Raw genomic sequence first — 17,423 nt, 5'->3', positions numbered from 1 at the left:
CATCCACCTCTACAGTTTATTGATAGATGTAACACTATTTACTGTTAGAGGTGGCTATGAAATCTTTACTCAGCCTGTCTCTATCGCTCTTGTTGTTTTCATTTCCGATTGGAGCGATAGAGCTCAATGAACTTCAGTTTTTGACCGAAGAGTACCCACCATACAACTTTACCCAAGATGGCGAGACAAAAGGCATTTCGATCGATTTGCTGATTGCTGCTGCTAAATCTGAGGGGATAGAAATCAAGAAAGAAGATATCAAGGTTCAGCCGTGGGCTAGGGCATACCGAACCACACTGATTAAGCCTGATGCGGTACTGTTTTCGACTACTAGGACAAGATTGCGTGAACACCTATTCCAATGGGTGGGGCCTTTGAGTGAAACGCGGATCGTCGTTATGGCGAAAAAGTCCCGTCAAATCAGTATCGAGAACACAATCGACTTTGCTCAATATCGGATTGGAGTCATTAGGGACGACGTGGGAGAACAGCTGATGTTAGAGCTTGGCGTGCCGAGAGATTCAATGCAGGAGAACTCTGTCGCTGAGACTTTAGCTCAGCAACTGGCTAAAGGGCGTATTGATCTTTGGGCATATGAAGAAAACGTCGCTAAGTGGTGGATAAAGCAAATCGGATACGACACCAGCGATTTTGAGGCAGTGTTTGTGCTCAGAGAAGGGGAACTCTACTATGCTTTTAATTTAGCGGTAGATGAAAAATTAACTGAGAAGCTACAACGCGGTATCGATGAAATGAAAAATACCATCGGTGAAGCGGGTATGTCTAAGTATCAGGAGATTGTTGATACCTATCGCTAAAGCACTTTGGTTGAAATCAAATCAGGAAGCGGCGGTATGCGTATAATCGTCATTTTGCTGTGCATGATGTGCCAGCACGTTTTTGCAAAAAATGAAATTGAACTTACTTTGCCATCTCAGATGGATGGCGGTCATGTCTTCTATCATGAGTTGCTTTACAGAGCATTAGGCGATGCAGGTTACACGGTCACAATATCAGTTCCTCAAGATCATATTCCTCAAAAGCGTGCGACTAAAATGGTTGAAAGTAATCAGCTGTCTTTAACTTGGCTGATTGAGACAGAAAAAAGAAATCAGCAGTATGTACCAGTCAAGGTGCCGCTAACCAATGGTTTGATAGGTAAACGTGTGTTGCTCATTCCACCTCAATTGCAGAATGAGTTTAACACTATCAGGAGCTTGAAAGACTTGCAGGATTCAGGTCTGATCGCAGGGATGGGAATGCAATGGTATGATGTGGCGATTTGGCAGGCTAATCAATTGCCTGTGCATTTAGAAGATGGTGAGTGGAGGGCACTATACTCCAAACTCACTCCAAAAGGCGATGTGAACTACTTCCCGAGAGGGATGACCGAAATTCTAGGAGAAGCAGCACAAAACCCCCACCTAGCGATAGAACAACGCCTACTTTTAAATTACGAGAAAGACTTTTATTTCTATCTATCTGATGAAGCTGCGGGTTATCGCCAGATTTTGGAGCAAGCGTTAAAGCAGGCCAAAAACAGTGGCCTGATAGATCGATTGGTACGTAAGTACTGGCAGCAGACGTATGAACAAATTAAACCCGATGATCGGGTGGTGATCAATCTGGCTTTACCCGAGGCTGGATCCCACAAACAATAAGCCATTCCTACATAAACACTGACATATCCCCTAAGTTAGCGTATAAATTCTTTAAGAGTTTCATACATTTCCTAAGTGGTGGAGTAGATAAAGCGAAATGGAAAGTGTTTTCATCGTTGTTGTTTTGTTGGTTTTATTTTTTGTCTTTGTGCAAAAACGTTATTTGAAACAAGATGAGTTAAAAGACAGTGTCTATAAGAAAAAAGGCCCCTTGATGAATATGCAGGAATCGGCATTTTACAATGCTCTGATGACTGCTGTAGGCCAGCATGGCATTGTCATGGCTAAAGTAAACATGGCAAATATTGTTGCCCCACTGGCTACTGATAAAAAGCAGTGGTTTATCGCCAATAACCGCATCGCTAAGAGTTACTTTGATTACGTGGTTTGCGACCCGCGTACACTTCAGGTTCGTGTAGCAATCGAACTGGATGATGGCAGGACACTTGATAAAGGCAAAATAGAACGCCAAAAGCTATTAATGCACGTGTGTAAGTCGTCAGGCATTCCCTTAATCGGCACTTCCGTTAAACACAGCTATCAGGTTGGCAAGTTGCGTCGTCTTCTGGCGTCTCATATCGATTTGATCGAACCAGAGAAAGAGATACGTTTCTGTAAGCGTTGTGGCAGCCCTATGGTGATTAAGACTGCTTCTCAAGGGGAGTTCAAAGGTCGTCGTTTCTTTACCTGTAGCCGACAACCTCAGTGTACTTATACAGAAAACTACAATGTTGTATTTGATGAAGATGACTCAGAAGGCTAATGACTAAAAGTAACTGTTATCAAGAGCAGGTCATTATGGCCTGCTCTTTTTGATTGCATACCATGACTTGGTTACGCCCGTTCTTCTTAGCCTTATAAAGCTCTTTATCTGCTTCTTTCAGTACGCTTTCGAGATCGTTGTAGAGATCACACTGATAAATCCCAATACTCGCCGTGAGAGATATTGGCTGCTCATTGCTGTTGAATCGGTAGCGTTCAATCGCCATTCGGATTTGTTCAGCCTTAATCATGGCATGTTGAATATTAGTGTTGTGTAAAGCAATGCAGAATTCTTCTCCACCAATGCGATACACCAAGTGTTCATCGCTTAATCCATCAATGAGTGCTGCTGTCTGAACTAGCACCTTATCACCAATGTCATGGCCGAATTCGTCATTGACCTGTTTAAAGTAATCCAAGTCCAAAACCAGAAGCGACAAAGGTAGTGTTTCACTTTCTTGTCGGTAGCGGTCAAAGTTATGAATTAAAGCGTGGCGGTTATAGACACTAGTGAGAGCATCACGTGAAGCAAGCTGCCCCAGTGATGCTTCTGATGTTTTACGCTTGACCTCGAGAATGTGGCTGGCGAGCCAGACACTCAGATAGGCGAGGGCAAAATTAACGATGAGCTCAAAATAGCTGACAACACCATCGACGAACGATTTATCAACCACAAGGAATAGCTGGCTAATGAAGCCCATCATGGTCGCAACAAATCCATACCGTTTACCCAGAATAAGGTAAAACAGAACCGGGTAGAGGAAACTCCAGAGGAACAAACCATTCTCTATCGGGTATGCCAGCGTCGTGAAATAAACCAAACCTATGATGCTATAGACGTAGCAGTTTGAGAGTAAAAGGGAAGCAGTGCTTCGGTAGCTATTGAAAGCGACATAGAGAGAAAAGCTACAAAAAAGACTCTGAATGATCGCCAAGAGGTGATAAACGCCAAAAAACACATTAAGAGTGGCAATAATCAATGACATCAGGGCAAGAAGCATACTTAGCCAGAACAAGACTGCTCGACGTAACTGTCTGGAAGGGTTAAATATGTCAAGCTCCATCTTGAGTAGCCTTTGTAGGAATATGCCTAAGTATGAATATCAGACAATAGTATGCTTTTCGTATGGGGAATCAAGCATAAGACTGAACAAGGATCACACTTTAAAGACTATAAATGATACAGCGTATTAAAACTATACAGGTATTATGTGCGCAAGTTAATGTAATGTATAAGAAATAGTCAATTTATATCATCTTTTTACCAGTCTATACTTAATCAGAAAATTATCAAATAGTGGAACTAGTATCACTTTTATTAATGGTTTTGATTTCGTATTTAAAGTCACAAAAATGCGACAAAATGTAGAGAAATACCACTTCTGAGCCCTAATAGGCCTAAGCCTGTATCATTGATAAGATTGTTAAACAGATTTGACCTTATTTTAGTGATCTTTTTGTAGTTATCAGGGCTGGATGATGGAGAAGAAAAAGAGCCCGAAGGCTCTCCAATTATTTCTGGAACTGTTTCATTAAACGTTCCAGACCTTCCAGGTTGTTAACCAAATGGCTGGTTCGTTCGATTGAAGATTGTGACGTTTGGGAAGTGTCATCGGCGAGTTGTTTGATGTTGATGATGTTGCGGTTGATCTCTTGCGTAACGCTCGCCTGTTGCTCGACCGCAGTGGCGATTTGGATGCTGCTGTCGGTCACTTGATTCAATTTGTCTGAAATCGTGCTGAGAACATCACCCGTTTCATCCGCACGGTGCTTGCAGCGGCTTGAAAGAGCAATACCTTTTTCCATTGCACCTACTGCACTTTCGGCCGTTTCCTGAAGCTGGCGAATCATGGTATGAATTTCACTTGCAGAGGAACCGGTTTTGGACGCCAGATTTCGCACTTCATCCGCGACTACAGCAAATCCGCGGCCAGCTTCTCCCGCTCGCGCTGCTTCGATAGCGGCATTTAGGGCAAGTAGATTCGTTTGTTCTGAAATAGCAGTGATGACCTCTAAAATGCTGTCGATCTTTTGGCTGTCTTGAGATAGCTGATTAATGATTGTCTGTGCTTGCGCCAGCTCAGCTTCAAGAGCAGTCACTTCCGCAATGGTGGAATGTATGCTGCTTAGCCCTTTTTCAGATTCGTGATCTGCTTCTTCAGCGAGCATTGAAGCAGCAGATGCGCCGCTTGCGACTTCATTGATAGAATGGGTGAGTTGTTCAACAGCTGCGGCAACTTGCTCCGTTTCATGACATTGTTGGTCTAGGCTTTGTCCGATTGATTGAATCGTGCCAAATTCGTCTTCTGCTGAAATCAGGATTTCTCCGGACGTTTCCGTTGCCCTAGCGGTCACTGCTCGCAGTTCGGCTTGTTTCATTTTCAGCGCTAATTCGACTTGAGAGTAGTCATCGAAGTGGTTGGTGTAGGGCTTTTCCATCAATGGGTTACTATAGGCTTGCTGGGCGAGAGCTGCCATGCTTTTACTGCGTCGGTACTGGTACGCGAGGCCAAATGTCATCATTGCCGCAACTAAGGTAATTGCAGCGCTGAGAACACTCGGGGTCGTACCCAGCATTAAAAGCGACAATAATGCCAGTAACGTAGAATAGCCTAATGTGAGTTTGTGCAGTGGCAGCCTAGGTTTTGTTGCAGATTTGTTCTGTTGTAGCCGACGATAAAGAGCTTCAGCCCTTTCAACCTGCCCTGAATCGGGCTTAGAACGAACCGACTGATATTCAACGATGTCACCGTCAGGGTTTTTAATGGGAGTTACAAAGGCGGATACCCAATAGTGAGCTTCATCTTTACATTGATTTTTTACTAGACCCATCCAACTTTTCCCTTGTTTAAGGTAGGTCCACATCTGTTCGAATGCTTGCTTGGGCATGTCATCATGACGAACCATATTGTGGGGGTTGCCCACTAATTCGTCAGTTGAATAGCCTGCAATATCACAGAAGTCTTGATTGGCATGAGTTATAAGGCTGGATCGATCCGTGGTAGATATTAGATTGGCATTAGCGCAATAGTCTTTGTTGAGCTGTTGATTGTTCATTTTTATTGGTTATCTCAAATAGTATGGCGGCGTATTTCAGCTAGCGGTCTATTACCATTTGCTAAATTACTTCTGGTTTTTCCTTGACTTACCGCGCCATGCTATCCCTAGGGCAAAAGTTCTATAAATGACCTAAATCAATTTGAGGTAACTATTCACAAACTGCTCAGCGAAGTTTGACTGTTCGCAAATAATTGCTGCAAAAATAACCTTGTTACATGTTGTTTCTTTTTGTTGAGATATTAATTCCAATTATTCATATGTGCTCGATTGCAATTGTATTCAATTTGTTAACCCGAGCTTTATCGTTCAGAGCTCCTGTGAACAAGTGTTTACATAAAGTACACATTGCTAACTCTTATAGAGGGTTAGGAATTCATTATTGTAATTTTAATACATAAATAGGCTGATTAAATCTTGCTCCTACCCCTTTAGGGTAGTTCAATTTCGTAATTGATTTACATCATATATTAATTTTCTTTCACATTTAACAATGCACATAGTGATAAGAACCTAACCCTTAGGAAGTACTATGAGCAAGTTGAAGCTGGTCATTATAGGTAACGGCATGGTCGGGCACCGTTACATAGAAGACCTCGTTGAGAAGACGGATGTTTCTCAATATGAAATATCTGTCTTCTGTGAAGAACCTCGTGTCGCTTATGACCGTGTCCATCTCTCTTCTTACTTTTCCCATCATACTGCAGATGAGCTTTCGCTTGTAAAGGAAGGCTTTTACGAAAAGCATAATATCAACATCTTGATGGGCGAACGCGCTATCAACATCAATCGTGAAAAGCAGACCGTTTATTCAAGCACTGGACGTGAAATTCAGTATGACAAACTTGTCATGGCCACGGGGTCTTTTCCTTTTGTTCCACCAATTAAGGGCCACGAGAGCAAAGACTGTTTTGTCTACCGTACAATCGAAGATCTCAAAGCGATCGAAGCATGTGCCAAGAACAGCAAAGTTGGTGTCGTTATAGGTGGCGGCTTACTTGGCCTTGAAGCTGCAGGTGCACTGAAAGCATTGGGTGTGCAAACTCATGTAGTGGAGTTTGCTCCGAAATTGATGGCTGAGCAGTTAGATCAGGCTGGTGGTGATCAATTACGTCAGAAAATTGAACGTATGGGCGTAACGGTACACGTTAGTAAAAACACCCTGGAGATTGCACCGGAAGGCAAAACAGCAAGAAACGTAATGCGATTCGCTGATGGTAGCGAGTTAGAGACGGACTTTATTGTTTTTTCTGCCGGCATTCGCCCTCAAGACAAACTTGCTCGCCAAATGGGGTTAGGTATAGCACCACGTGGTGGTGTAGAGATCAATGATTGCTGTCAGACAACTGATGAAAATGTTTATGCTATCGGTGAATGTGCATCTTGGAATCGCACGTTTTATGGCCTTGTGGCACCGGGTTACAAGATGGCGACAGTCGCCGTTGACCACTTATTAGGTAACGACAGCAAGTTTGAAGGCGCGGACATGTCTGCGAAACTGAAGCTGCTTGGTGTCAAAGTAGGCTCAATCGGTGATGCAAACGGACGTACACCGGGATGTAAGAGCTACGTTTACCAAAACGAAGAGCAGGAAGTGTACAAGCGAATTATCGTTTCTGAAGACGGTAAGAAGTTGCTTGGCGCGGTGATGGTAGGTGACACATCTGATTACGGTGATTTGCTGCAGCTTAAACTCAATGAGATCGAGCTTCCAGAACATCCAGATACGCTAATTCTTCCGGTTCATGCTGGGGCAGAAAAGCCAACACTAGGGGCTGATGCGCTTCCCGAATCAGCGGTTATTTGTTCTTGCTTTGATGTTACTAAAGGCAAGATTGCTGAAGCCGTGGCTCAAGGCCATCACACTATTGGTGATATCAAAGCGGTAACTGGCGCTGGAACGGGTTGTGGTGGTTGTATTCCACTGGTGACATCCGTGCTAAACGCTGAATTAGCCAAAGCAGGTGTCGAAGTAAAAAATGATGTGTGTGAGCATTTTGCTTATTCTCGCCAGGAGCTGTTCCACCTTATCCGTATTGAAGAAATCAAAACATTTGATGAGCTGTTGGAAAAATACGGTAAGGGATACGGCTGTGAAGCGTGTAAGCCACTAGCAGGCTCAATCCTCGCATCTTGCTGGGGTGAGCACATTCTAAAACCTGAATTGGTCAAACTCCACGATACCAACGACAACTTCCTCGGCAACATGCAAAAAGACGGAACCTACTCTGTGATTCCTCGTATGGCTGGTGGTGAAGTGACTCCTCAGGCACTTAAGGTATTGGCTGAAGTTGCTGCCGAGTACAACCTTTACACCAAAGTTACTGGTGCTCAGCGCATTGGTCTATTTGGCGCTCAGAAAGACGACCTACCTGCGATATGGAAGAAGTTGATCGCGGCAGGCTATGAAACAGGGCAGGCCTATGCCAAAGCGCTTCGCATGGCAAAGACTTGTGTAGGCTCAACTTGGTGTCGTTATGGCGTTCAAGATTCTGTTGGCCTTGGCGTGATGATCGAAAACCGCTACAAGGGCATCCGTACCCCGCATAAGATGAAATTCGGTGTATCGGGTTGTACGCGTGAATGTGCAGAAGCACAAGGTAAAGACTTAGGCATCATAGCGACAGACGCAGGCTGGAATATGTACGTGTGTGGTAATGGCGGAATGAAGCCAAGACATGCTGACCTTCTAGCGAGCGACCTCGATAAGGACACCCTCATCAAATACATCGACCGTTTCATGATGTTCTACATTCGTACGGCAGCGCCACTGCAACGCACTTCTGTGTGGATGGAAAATCTGGAAGGTGGTGTTGATTACCTGAGAGAAGTCATCGTCAACGACGAACTTGGTATCAATGCACAACTGGAAGCCGATGTAGCCAAGTTAGTAGAAGAGTTCCGTTGTGAATGGACTGATACTATCAACGACGAAGCTCAGCTAAAACGTTTCGCACATTTCATAAACTCAGATGAACGCGATAGCAATGTTGTCTTTGTCCAAGAGCGTGAACAGCATCGTCCGGCGACGTACACAGAAAAACATCCAGAAGAGAAGGGTGACATCCTTCACGTCGAGTTAGTTTAGGGAGACAACATCATGGCATTTACAAAAGTATGCAGTATTGAAGATATCATCCCGGGTACTGGCGTGTGTGCGTTGGTTTCTGGGGAGCAGGTTGCCATTTTTCGCCCTTCTCACGCTGAAGAAGTGATGGCTATCAGCAACACTGATCCGTTCTACCAGTCAAATGTCCTTTCCCGTGGATTGATCGTTGAACACAAGCAGGAGTTGTGGGTCGCTAGTCCTCTGAAAAAACAGCGTTTTAACCTATCAACGGGTGTATGTATGGAAGACGAAAACTTCAGTGTCAAAGCATACAAAACACGCGTTATTAAAGGTCAGGTTGAAGTTTCTGCTTAACCGGGTGTTTGAAGAGATTTAATAGCTTAAAGGCTTGTTGCTTTTCCATAGGGGAGCAGGTGAAGCAACGAGCCTTTCACTATTCAATTTCAACTTTTAACTTTCAATTTTAAAAAGGACGTAGCTATGTCTTCAGCATTAAAACCTGCCGAATTCGTACAAACCATGATCAATGTCGGCGAAGCGAAAACAAAAACAAGTACGCGTGACTTGATTTTGCGCGGCACAATGGCGGGTATCATCTTATCTTTGGCTGTTGTAGTCGCCATTACGACTATCGTACAGACAGGCATCGGCATCGTGGGTGCTTTAGTGTTTCCGGTCGGCTTTTGTATCCTAAGTCTGATGGGCTACGATCTGGTCACTGGTGTTTTTGGTCTCGCACCTCTTGCCAAGTTTGACAACCGACCAGGTATCACCTGGAACCGTATTTTCCGTTGCTGGGGATTGGTTGGCCTTGGTAACTTGATTGGCTCGCTGATTGTTGCTTATTTGGTTGCTATCTCTCTGACGGGTAATTTCTCTTTAGACCCAAATGCTGTGGTTAAGAAATTTATCGCAGTATCAACAGCGCGTACTGTTGGCTTTGAAAACATGGGAATGGACGGATGGATTACCTGCTTTGTGCGTGGCATTTTCTGTAACCTGATGGTCTGTCTTGGTGTGATTGGTAACATGACTGCCCGAAGTGTTGCTGGCAAGATCGCAGCCATGTGGCTACCGATTTTCATCTTCTTTGCCTTGGTGTTTGAGCATACGGTTGTGAACATGTTCTTGTTCCCACTGGGTATGATTCTTGGTGCAGATTTCGGTATTGCAACTTGGCTGAACTTCAACCTTATTCCAACGATTCTGGGTAACATCGTTGGTGGCTTGTTGTTCACTTGTATTCCTCTTTACCTGACTCACGCGAAAACTGCTCCATCAATTGATTCTGAGCGGGAAGTTAAAGCTAAGCCTGCAATGGCGAAATAAATTGATGTGGCCCCATGGCGCAGCATGGGGCCTTCGCAGAATCCTTTTATATGGTTAAAGGTTTGGCGATAAAAAGTCGTGATTCGATGAGTACTTTGATTGAGCGCTACTTTTTATATCCAAATTTGAATCAGCAGGTACGGCTATGAGTGCTCACCCTAACTCTTCTCCAAAACGTGGTTTTGTTTCTCTTGTTGGCGCTGGTCCCGGTGATCCAGATTTACTAACCTTGAAAGGTTACCGAGTGATACAGCAAGCAGAAGTGATCGTTTATGACCGCCTTGTTTCTAAAGAAATATTGGCGTTAGCCAATCCTCAAGCTGAGATGGTTTATGTCGGCAAGAAGCTTGATTTTCATTGCGTGCCTCAGGATCAAATCAACCAGATTTTGGTGGAAAAAGCACTGGCAGGAAAACGTGTTGTTCGGCTCAAGGGGGGGGACTCATTTATTTTTGGTCGTGGTGGTGAAGAGCTGGAAGAGTTGGCTGCCCATGGAATTCACTTTGAAGTGGTACCGGGCATAACAGCGGCTGCTGGCGCAACTGCATACGCAGGTATTCCGTTGACACACCGTGACCACGCTCAGAGCGTTCAGTTTATTACTGGCCATGTGCAGAAAGATGGTCGGGAAATTGAATGGCAATCACTGGCCCAATCTAACAACACACTGGTATTTTATATGGGTCTAAAGCAGAGCCAGCGAATTACCACCAAGCTTATCGAAAACGGTTTGGATGAGCAGATATCTTGCGCCATTATTGAAAACGGAACACGCAGCGAACAGCGTGTATTCACTGGGCCGCTAAAAGACTTACCCAAGCTGGCAGAGCAAGCGATCAGCCCTGCGCTTATTGTTGTTGGTAGCGTGACCTCGCTGCACGATACGCTTAAATGGTTTAATTAAAGAGTCTTTGCCTTTCGCATCAGAATACATAGAAAACCAACAGCTTGAGTTCAATAACTGTTACTATGCCTGCGTTATTGATTAAACAGGATTCCTGATGGAAAAAGTCGCCATTTTCGTTGATGTCCAGAACATCTACTACACAACACGAGAAAAGTACCGCGCAAACTTTGACTACAATGAGTTTTGGTACGTTGCAACGGAAGGTCGAGACGTCACCGAGGCTCATGCGTATGCGATTGCTTCACATGACCCGAAACAGAGGCAGTTTCATCATATCCTTCGCGGTATTGGCTTTAACGTTAAACTGAAGCCATTTATTCAACGACAAGATGGCAGTGCCAAAGGCGATTGGGATGTGGGTATTGCTTTGGATGTGTACGAAGCTGCCAGCAAGGTTGACCGAGTTATTCTGTTATCCGGAGATGGCGACTTTGACGTGTTAGTCAAACGAGTCCAGGAAAGGTTTGGCACCAAAGTGGATGTATTTGGTGTGCCGGGCCTTAGCGCACAGTCACTAATCGACGTGTGCGATAAGTTCATCCCGATTGAAGAGGAATTATTGCTCAGACGAACCTGAGTCTAGGCTTTCTTCATTTTCCGCTTGTGCAGCGGTTTGCTGTTCTTGCTCTTCTGCTTCAAGCTTTGCTCTTTCCGCTTTTGAAATGTAGCGAGGCTTGTTGCTTTTATGTAGCTTAGCGTTTTGCTTTTTCTGCTTCGCTTTTAGGATCTGGTTAATTTTCTTCTTACGGTTCATCGTTGTCGCCCAGTATTCAGAGGGGCGCGCATAGTAACAGACTTTGTACCACACTTCACCTTAACAAGATTATCTACGTTTTTGATGAAAGAGATCTGACGTTAGTACGGTCTGGTTAAATCATTGAACAATCGATTTGTTTCTTGCTCAGTGAGTAAGTCGTATCAGGGGAAGACTATGTGGATAAAGAAAAATCATCGCTGGGCGTTATCTGAAAACGAGGCAACACCAGAGTCGGTGTATAAAGAGCGAAGAGACATTTTAAAAAAACTGGGTATTGCTGTTGTCGGTGTGCCGTTGGCGGCGAACTCTCAGGCGGGTGTTTTGGACCTGTTCTCCTCAAAAGAGGAGCCTGTTCAAGATCGCCGTATTGATTTATCTGCCTCAAAGCCGAATAAGTATCAAGCTGACCTTTCATTGACACCTGAAGACAAAGTACTGAAGTACAATAACTTTTATGAATTTGGAACAGGAAAGTCTGATCCTGCGGAAAAATCAGGTGGTTTTGTTTCCGATCCTTGGAGCGTCAAAGTTGATGGGTTAGTCGGTAATCCGATAACGTTGAATTATGAAGACATTTTCAACAAGTTTACTCTTGAAGAGCGCATCTATCGCCTAAGATGCGTAGAAGCATGGTCAATGAATATACCTTGGATTGGCTTTCCGTTGTCTGACATCATCAAAATGGCCAACCCGAAGAGTGAAGCGAAATACGTTGCTTTTGAAACACTCTACGACCCTGAACAGTTCCCCGGGCAAAACTCTTGGGGTGGCAGTATCGATTACCCCTATGTTGAAGGCCTGAGACTGGATGAAGCGATGAACCCGTTAACGCTTATCTCAGTAGGTTTGTATGGCAAAACCTTGGCTCCCCAAAATGGCGCACCTTTGCGTTTAGTTGTGCCATGGAAATATGGCTTCAAGAGTATCAAGTCTATAGTACGCATTCGTTTGACAGATCAAGAGCCACCAACCACTTGGAATAGACTCGCGCCCCACGAATATGGGTTTTATGCCAACGTGAACCCGCAGGTCGATCATCCGCGATGGAGTCAGGCGAGCGAACGTTTTATCGGTGAAGGTAACTTATTTAGCAGCCGAAGACAGCCTACATTGATGTTCAATGGCTATGAAGAAGAAGTCGCACATCTATACAAGAATATGGACTTGAGGAAGTTCTATTGATGAGGCTGTCTCCGAAGGCGATTACCGGGCTGAAGGTAGTTATCCATGGCGTGTCTTTGAGTTTCTTGCTGCTGTTGGTGCTCAAGGCTTTCGCAGGTGATTTAGGTGGGGACCCGGTTCAGGGCATTATCCACTACACGGGTATCAGTGCACTCAATACGCTGTTTGTTTCTTTATTGGTCTCACCATTAGCGAAATGGACTAAGCAAGGGACGTTAGTCAGAGTCAGACGATTGGTTGGGCTATATAGCTTTTTCTGGGCGGTATTACATTTAGTCGCCTATGCGACGCTGGATCTGGGCTTGGACTGGAGTTTACTGGCTTCGGAGCTCATCAAACGTCCTTATCTCACCGTAGGTGGAGCTGTGTGGCTGATATTGTTGTCGCTGTCTGTAACATCGACCAAAGCGATGCAGCGTAGACTGGGAGCAAAATGGCAAAAGCTACATAATTGGGTTTATTTAGCCTTGCTGCTTGCACCGATACATTTCTACTGGTCGGTAAAGTCTGAGGTCACTGAACCAACAATCTATATTCTGATAGCCCTTGTGTTACTTGGTGTTCGTTGGAAAACTCTTAAACAACGATTACTTCGCTAATCGTGCAAGAGAAGTGTTGAAAGGCCAGCAAACCAAACGGTTTGCTGGCCTTTTTATTAGTCGGAGATAATGGCGTAGCCTCGGTATCTGTCGACATCGATTGTATTCATCGCTTTAATCATGCTGGTGGCATCAACCCAATGCCACAAGTAGTCAGCGTTATTAGGATCTAAGATGAGAAATGAATCCGAATCTCCATCATAAGCAGCCACTGGCGCGTAATGCCCACCACCTTTTTGCTCAACGCCTTTTCGAGCGTAGTTTACCACCAGATAATGTTCTGGCTGACTCAGTGCCGTGACCATATTGGCCTTAATTGCGTCGATATCGTCAATGTTTTGTAGCTCGTAGCTGACGACTTTAGCGCCATTGGATTTAACCAGATCGACGAATTGAGAGAGCTGCAACCCGTAGTCGTTAAACTGGCTGCCTTTCGCGGGCTTGCCTAGGATTTCAATTCTGGATTTCGGTGAGTGGATTAACACGGTGTTTTGAGTATAACGGTGAAATAGGGGAGACCAGCTGACATAGGATTTATCTGAGTGCTCGACATTGCCACCGCCGTTTGGCAGGTAGCCGGACTCCAACGTAGAGAACTGACTTGAATCAAGTGGAATTTGTTCTGGTGTTCTATCAACACGCAGTGCATTTAGCACCATCGCAGCCGATGCGACACCACAGAACATTTTGTTTTCTTGCGGTTGGTAGTAAACCGAGAGTCTCGCAAAGTCTGTCTTGTTTTCTGACGAAACCAAACGTTCAAAAGATTCAACATCGTCCCAATAGACAATTTTTGCCGCCAGTGCGTTAAAGCTGCAGCTAATAATCAAAGCTGCCAGAGACCATTTAATAGCGTGTTTCATGAGATTGTATTCCGATGATGATTGGGGGAATTTAGAAAAGAACGGCGCAAACGAATGCACCGTTCTGAGTCATTTTCAAGTGACTAGAATGTGTATTTCAGGCCAACTGAAACGGTTGAGTTGTGGTTATCCAAGCCAGCGCCATTGGGTACTACTCCAGAGTCACCAGAGCTGTTGTCAACGATGGTGGTATCTGCCTTCGCTTCAGAGTATTTGGTATAAACATATTCGGCATATAGCTTCATGCTTGGCGTAAAGTGGTAACCATAGTTGAGCGACAACGAGATAAAATCAGAATTACGATTGCTTTGCTCATAGAAGGTCAGATCGCGCATGTTGTGATGGTCTACATCTTTCGCATCAACCCACGGGCTCCATTTAAGTTGTGCACCAAAGTCCGATTTATCCAGCTTGTATTCTCCAGCTAGTCCAAGATATAGCACGCTGAATTCCTGCTTATAGTCTATGCCTACGACGTTTGGGAATGAGCCTACGTCAGCCCCATTATTGTAGGAATAAGTGCCACCAATGCCGTCCCACTTGAAGAGGTTGTATTGATAGCCCGCTAGAGCACCGACTTTGTAATTGCTTTGGCTAAGCAGCCAGTAGGTTGCATTGATGTCAATCTCATGAGCATCTCGCAACTTAGTGTCTGGGCTTATGGATATGTCTGTCGGTGATGATTGATTAGCATTAAGCCAATCGCGGTCCTCCATATGAGCGTCGCCATCATCAGTCAGCACAGACCAAAAGCTCCCCCTTAGCGTCCAATTCTCATTAATATCCCAAGCAGCACCTAGCTTGATTATCGGGACATTATCGATCTCCCAGTCAAGCTGACTTAGCTTCCTTCCTGTACTGTCGTAAACCAGTTCCGTTGATGAGCCATTCAAGACGCCAAGAGATCCTTCTAGCGTGACATTATTCGTATCGCCTGCTGCCATAGCTTTAGGAGCCAGAGCGAGCGGAATTAGCATCAAAGTTAACTGTTTCATAAGTGTTTTAAATACTCCGGTATGGGCAAGTGTTTAGCCAAATGATTGAAATAGTGGTGAATTCCAGAGGCTTACTAGCTTGACTAATCAGCATGAAATTGGAGTGGAGTATAAAAATTGGACGAAAAACGAAATATCAGGTGATTACCTGAGATTGAGGTCAATACAGAGGAATGAAAATCAGAGAGCTAGTTTGTGTTACATCAACCCCCTTTGTATCAAGGAGAATTCGCCGCGAATAGTAATTATGGACATTAAAGAAATGAACTATAGACAATAAGTCTATAATCATTATGTAACTCTTTGAGTTAACATATCTGCCTTATCAATAAGTAAGCTTGGCTTTTAAAGACAGCTTTAAACTGGAGGTAGTATGGACTTTGCAAATCGGCTGGAAATGTTACTTGAGGTCTCGGAGTCAGGGTCATTTGCAAAAGCTGCTGAACGTTTACACATGGATCGCTCTGTCTTGTCTAAGCAGATCAAAAAACTGGAAGAGACACTGGGTGTGCGTCTGCTCAATCGCTCGACACGTTCTTTAGCGCTGACATCAGCAGGGCAGGATATTGTTCATCAAGCCAGAAAAGTCAGAGAGTTATTGGCTGACACCCGCAATATTGCAGATACTTACCACAATGAGCCCAAGGGCCACTTAAGAATTTCAAGCGCGACAGTTTTTGGTCGTATGTACCTTCAGCCTGCTATCGAAAAGTTTATGGCTAAGTATCCGCAAATCACCATTGAACTGATTTTGGATGATCGTAGGGTGGATGTGATTGGTGAGCGCTTTGATGTTGTGTTCCGCATCGGCAAACTTCAGGATTCAAACCTTGTAGCCAAAAAAATCGCACCGAATGACTTTTCACTTCTCGCCTCTCGAGAGTTTGTTGAACTTCATGGCAACCCAGAAACGCCGGAGGAGCTCGTTTCTCTACCTGCGATTGTGTATACCAATGGCAGCATGACCGCAGACCGATTCCAAATGCCTAGCGGGACAAATGGGGATGAACTCGCCTCATATGAAATGAACGGTAAGTACTTCGTTAACGAAGCCGAACTGATGATAGAAGGTATGAAAGCAGGCATTGGCTATGGTTTAATCTGTGATTTCATGCTGCCAGAACCTCTCAATGAGATGGGGTTGGTGAAGCTGCTACCCTATGCTGATATTTACACGCAGAGCGGTATTTACGCCATGTATTCACATCGAAACCAGCCGCCTTTGGTTAAATTTTTCATTGAAGCTGTTGAAGAAATCATAGGTTCTCCGCCAATTTGGGAACAACGGTTTCATTGATACCCAGTTCGATCTAGAGCGCCTATCAGGCGCTCTTTTTTTCTTCACTCTAGCTGCAAAATCCAACCATTTAGTTACATTGGGGTGACATCTATTGGTGCAATATTTTCCACAATGAATAGACAGAATACCTATTTACTGCACGGTCGTGCAATATAAAATGAGCTCTGTTGATTGGAGAAACATTCTGTTTAACCAATGTTAATAAATACAAAATGTGGGGAAATAATTATGAAACGTTTAATTACTCTTACTTCAACTATGTTACTAGCAACTTCTGCTTTCGCTTCTTCTTTTGTTAACATCAGCGGTGAGCAAAACATTTCTGCTGGTTCATTTGATAGCAAAACGGCAGCTTATGAAGCTGGCTTCAATTTGAAAGATTCTATGCAGGACATGTCCCAAGCAGAGCGAAAAAACGAGTTTGCAACATTAGGCTATTCACATGTAGGCGACATCAAATTGGATGACTTCAAAGTGAAAGTAGAAGAGTACGCAAGCAATCGTGGAGAGGTGAAGTATCGCTCTATCCTGAATTTCGATTACCAATTTAAAGCGAAGCAAAAAGACTAATATGAGTCTACTTACTGCCTTAAGCCTAGGAGATAAGGATTTCCCTAGGGCTTACATTCCTTTTCGATTCCCTTACCATAAGTACCCAGAAAAACCTCTCCAATAATTTAGCTGCAGCCTTGACTAAAAAGTGTGTTGCCTCGCATCAGTGATAAATCAGATTGCTCTACTACTGGTGAAGCGGATACTTCTTTAATAAAGATGGCAACCAATAAGAAACCGAACCTAATTTTGCTCCAGCAGCGAACAATCGCATTTCGTCATCAATAACCAAACTAAGATAAAAACATAAAAGCAGGTATTGTGAAGAGCCGCTTTCCAAATGAAGTGCTTTTGTCGACATGCATTTCTAAAGGAATGCGATTGAGAAA

Annotated in this window: 17 protein-coding genes; 12 read left to right on the top strand and 5 right to left on the bottom strand. The window is 44.2% G+C overall.

From position 1 onward, the window contains the following. Window positions 1-56: 56 nt before the first annotated feature. The 3 genes from VIC_RS21535 (at window position 57) to VIC_RS21525 (ending at window position 2,424) form a co-directional block, all read left to right on the top strand. Window positions 57-818: a substrate-binding periplasmic protein gene (locus VIC_RS21535; RefSeq protein ID WP_006962436.1), complete on the top strand. Its 762-nt coding sequence runs from the start codon at window positions 57-59 to the stop codon at window positions 816-818. Between the two features lie 36 nt (window positions 819-854). Next, entirely contained in the window at window positions 855-1,661 is an 807-nt protein-coding gene (locus tag VIC_RS21530; RefSeq protein WP_006962434.1) for a hypothetical protein, read from the top strand. Window positions 1,662-1,758: 97 nt separating this feature from the next. After that, on the top strand, window positions 1,759-2,424 hold the full coding sequence (locus VIC_RS21525; RefSeq protein ID WP_006962433.1) for a DUF2726 domain-containing protein: 666 nt from the start codon (window positions 1,759-1,761) through the stop codon (window positions 2,422-2,424). Between the two features lie 19 nt (window positions 2,425-2,443). On the opposite strand, the gene VIC_RS21520 is transcribed toward VIC_RS21525, so the two are convergent. Next, window positions 2,444-3,487: a GGDEF domain-containing protein gene (locus tag VIC_RS21520; protein WP_006962431.1), complete on the bottom strand. Its 1,044-nt coding sequence runs from the start codon at window positions 3,485-3,487 to the stop codon at window positions 2,444-2,446. A 448-nt stretch (window positions 3,488-3,935) separates the two neighbouring features. After that, window positions 3,936-5,480: a methyl-accepting chemotaxis protein gene (locus tag VIC_RS21515; protein WP_039952484.1), complete on the bottom strand. Its 1,545-nt coding sequence runs from the start codon at window positions 5,478-5,480 to the stop codon at window positions 3,936-3,938. 532 nt (window positions 5,481-6,012) lie between these two features. On the opposite strand from VIC_RS21515, the gene nirB reads away from it, so the two are divergent. The 5 genes from nirB (at window position 6,013) to VIC_RS21490 (ending at window position 11,363) form a co-directional block, all read left to right on the top strand. Then, window positions 6,013-8,568, top strand: a complete 2,556-nt coding sequence (gene nirB / locus VIC_RS21510; protein ID WP_006962427.1) for a nitrite reductase large subunit NirB — start codon at window positions 6,013-6,015, stop codon at window positions 8,566-8,568. Between the two features lie 12 nt (window positions 8,569-8,580). Continuing rightward, the gene (gene nirD / locus VIC_RS21505) at window positions 8,581-8,904 is read left to right on the top strand and encodes a nitrite reductase small subunit NirD (protein ID WP_006962426.1); all 324 of its coding nucleotides are present in this window, start codon (window positions 8,581-8,583) and stop codon (window positions 8,902-8,904) included. A gap of 126 nt (window positions 8,905-9,030) precedes the next feature. After that, complete coding sequence (locus VIC_RS21500; RefSeq protein ID WP_006962425.1) at window positions 9,031-9,879, top strand: formate/nitrite transporter family protein; 849 nt, start codon at window positions 9,031-9,033, stop codon at window positions 9,877-9,879. A gap of 145 nt (window positions 9,880-10,024) precedes the next feature. Continuing rightward, window positions 10,025-10,783, top strand: a complete 759-nt coding sequence (cobA, locus tag VIC_RS21495) for a uroporphyrinogen-III C-methyltransferase (protein WP_006962423.1) — start codon at window positions 10,025-10,027, stop codon at window positions 10,781-10,783. A 97-nt stretch (window positions 10,784-10,880) separates the two neighbouring features. After that, a complete protein-coding gene (locus VIC_RS21490; RefSeq protein ID WP_006962420.1) occupies window positions 10,881-11,363 on the top strand; it encodes a LabA-like NYN domain-containing protein in 483 nt (160 codons plus the stop codon). Here the strand turns inward: VIC_RS21490 and VIC_RS21485 are convergent. Continuing rightward, the gene (locus tag VIC_RS21485) at window positions 11,343-11,540 is read right to left on the bottom strand and encodes a DUF2986 domain-containing protein (protein WP_006962417.1); all 198 of its coding nucleotides are present in this window, start codon (window positions 11,538-11,540) and stop codon (window positions 11,343-11,345) included. The two genes, VIC_RS21490 and VIC_RS21485, sit on opposite strands and share 21 nt — an antisense overlap. 177 nt (window positions 11,541-11,717) lie before the next feature. Here VIC_RS21485 and msrP point away from each other — a divergent pair, with 177 nt between their 5' ends. Together msrP and msrQ are read left to right on the top strand one after the other, a co-directional pair. Beyond that, the gene (gene msrP, locus VIC_RS21480; RefSeq protein WP_006962415.1) at window positions 11,718-12,725 is read left to right on the top strand and encodes a protein-methionine-sulfoxide reductase catalytic subunit MsrP; all 1,008 of its coding nucleotides are present in this window, start codon (window positions 11,718-11,720) and stop codon (window positions 12,723-12,725) included. Then, on the top strand, window positions 12,722-13,324 hold the full coding sequence (msrQ, locus tag VIC_RS21475) for a protein-methionine-sulfoxide reductase heme-binding subunit MsrQ (protein ID WP_039952479.1): 603 nt from the start codon (window positions 12,722-12,724) through the stop codon (window positions 13,322-13,324). Before msrP ends, msrQ begins: the two co-directional genes overlap by 4 nt. A 56-nt stretch (window positions 13,325-13,380) precedes the next feature. Here msrQ and VIC_RS21470 read toward each other — a convergent pair whose 3' ends face one another. After that, window positions 13,381-14,187, bottom strand: coding sequence for a phytochelatin synthase family protein (locus VIC_RS21470; protein WP_006962411.1), 807 nt, complete (start codon window positions 14,185-14,187; stop codon window positions 13,381-13,383). Window positions 14,188-14,270: 83 nt separating this feature from the next. Continuing rightward, window positions 14,271-15,182 carry an omptin family outer membrane protease gene (locus VIC_RS21465; RefSeq protein ID WP_006962409.1) on the bottom strand — a complete coding sequence of 304 codons (912 nt, stop codon included), beginning with the start codon at window positions 15,180-15,182 and terminating at the stop codon, window positions 14,271-14,273. Between the two features lie 373 nt (window positions 15,183-15,555). Here VIC_RS21465 and VIC_RS21460 point away from each other — a divergent pair, with 373 nt between their 5' ends. Continuing rightward, a complete protein-coding gene (locus tag VIC_RS21460; protein ID WP_006962407.1) occupies window positions 15,556-16,479 on the top strand; it encodes a LysR family transcriptional regulator in 924 nt (307 codons plus the stop codon). A 231-nt stretch (window positions 16,480-16,710) separates the two neighbouring features. Further along, window positions 16,711-17,052, top strand: a complete 342-nt coding sequence (locus tag VIC_RS21455) for a DUF3316 domain-containing protein (RefSeq protein ID WP_006962405.1) — start codon at window positions 16,711-16,713, stop codon at window positions 17,050-17,052. Window positions 17,053-17,423: the final 371 nt, after the last annotated feature.

The organism is Vibrio coralliilyticus ATCC BAA-450, assembly GCF_000176135.1.
In the GTDB taxonomy this organism is placed as follows: domain Bacteria; phylum Pseudomonadota; class Gammaproteobacteria; order Enterobacterales; family Vibrionaceae; genus Vibrio; species Vibrio coralliilyticus.
The sequence above is the reverse complement of the archived record's forward strand: the minus strand, read 5'-3'. Positions and strand labels throughout refer to the sequence as shown.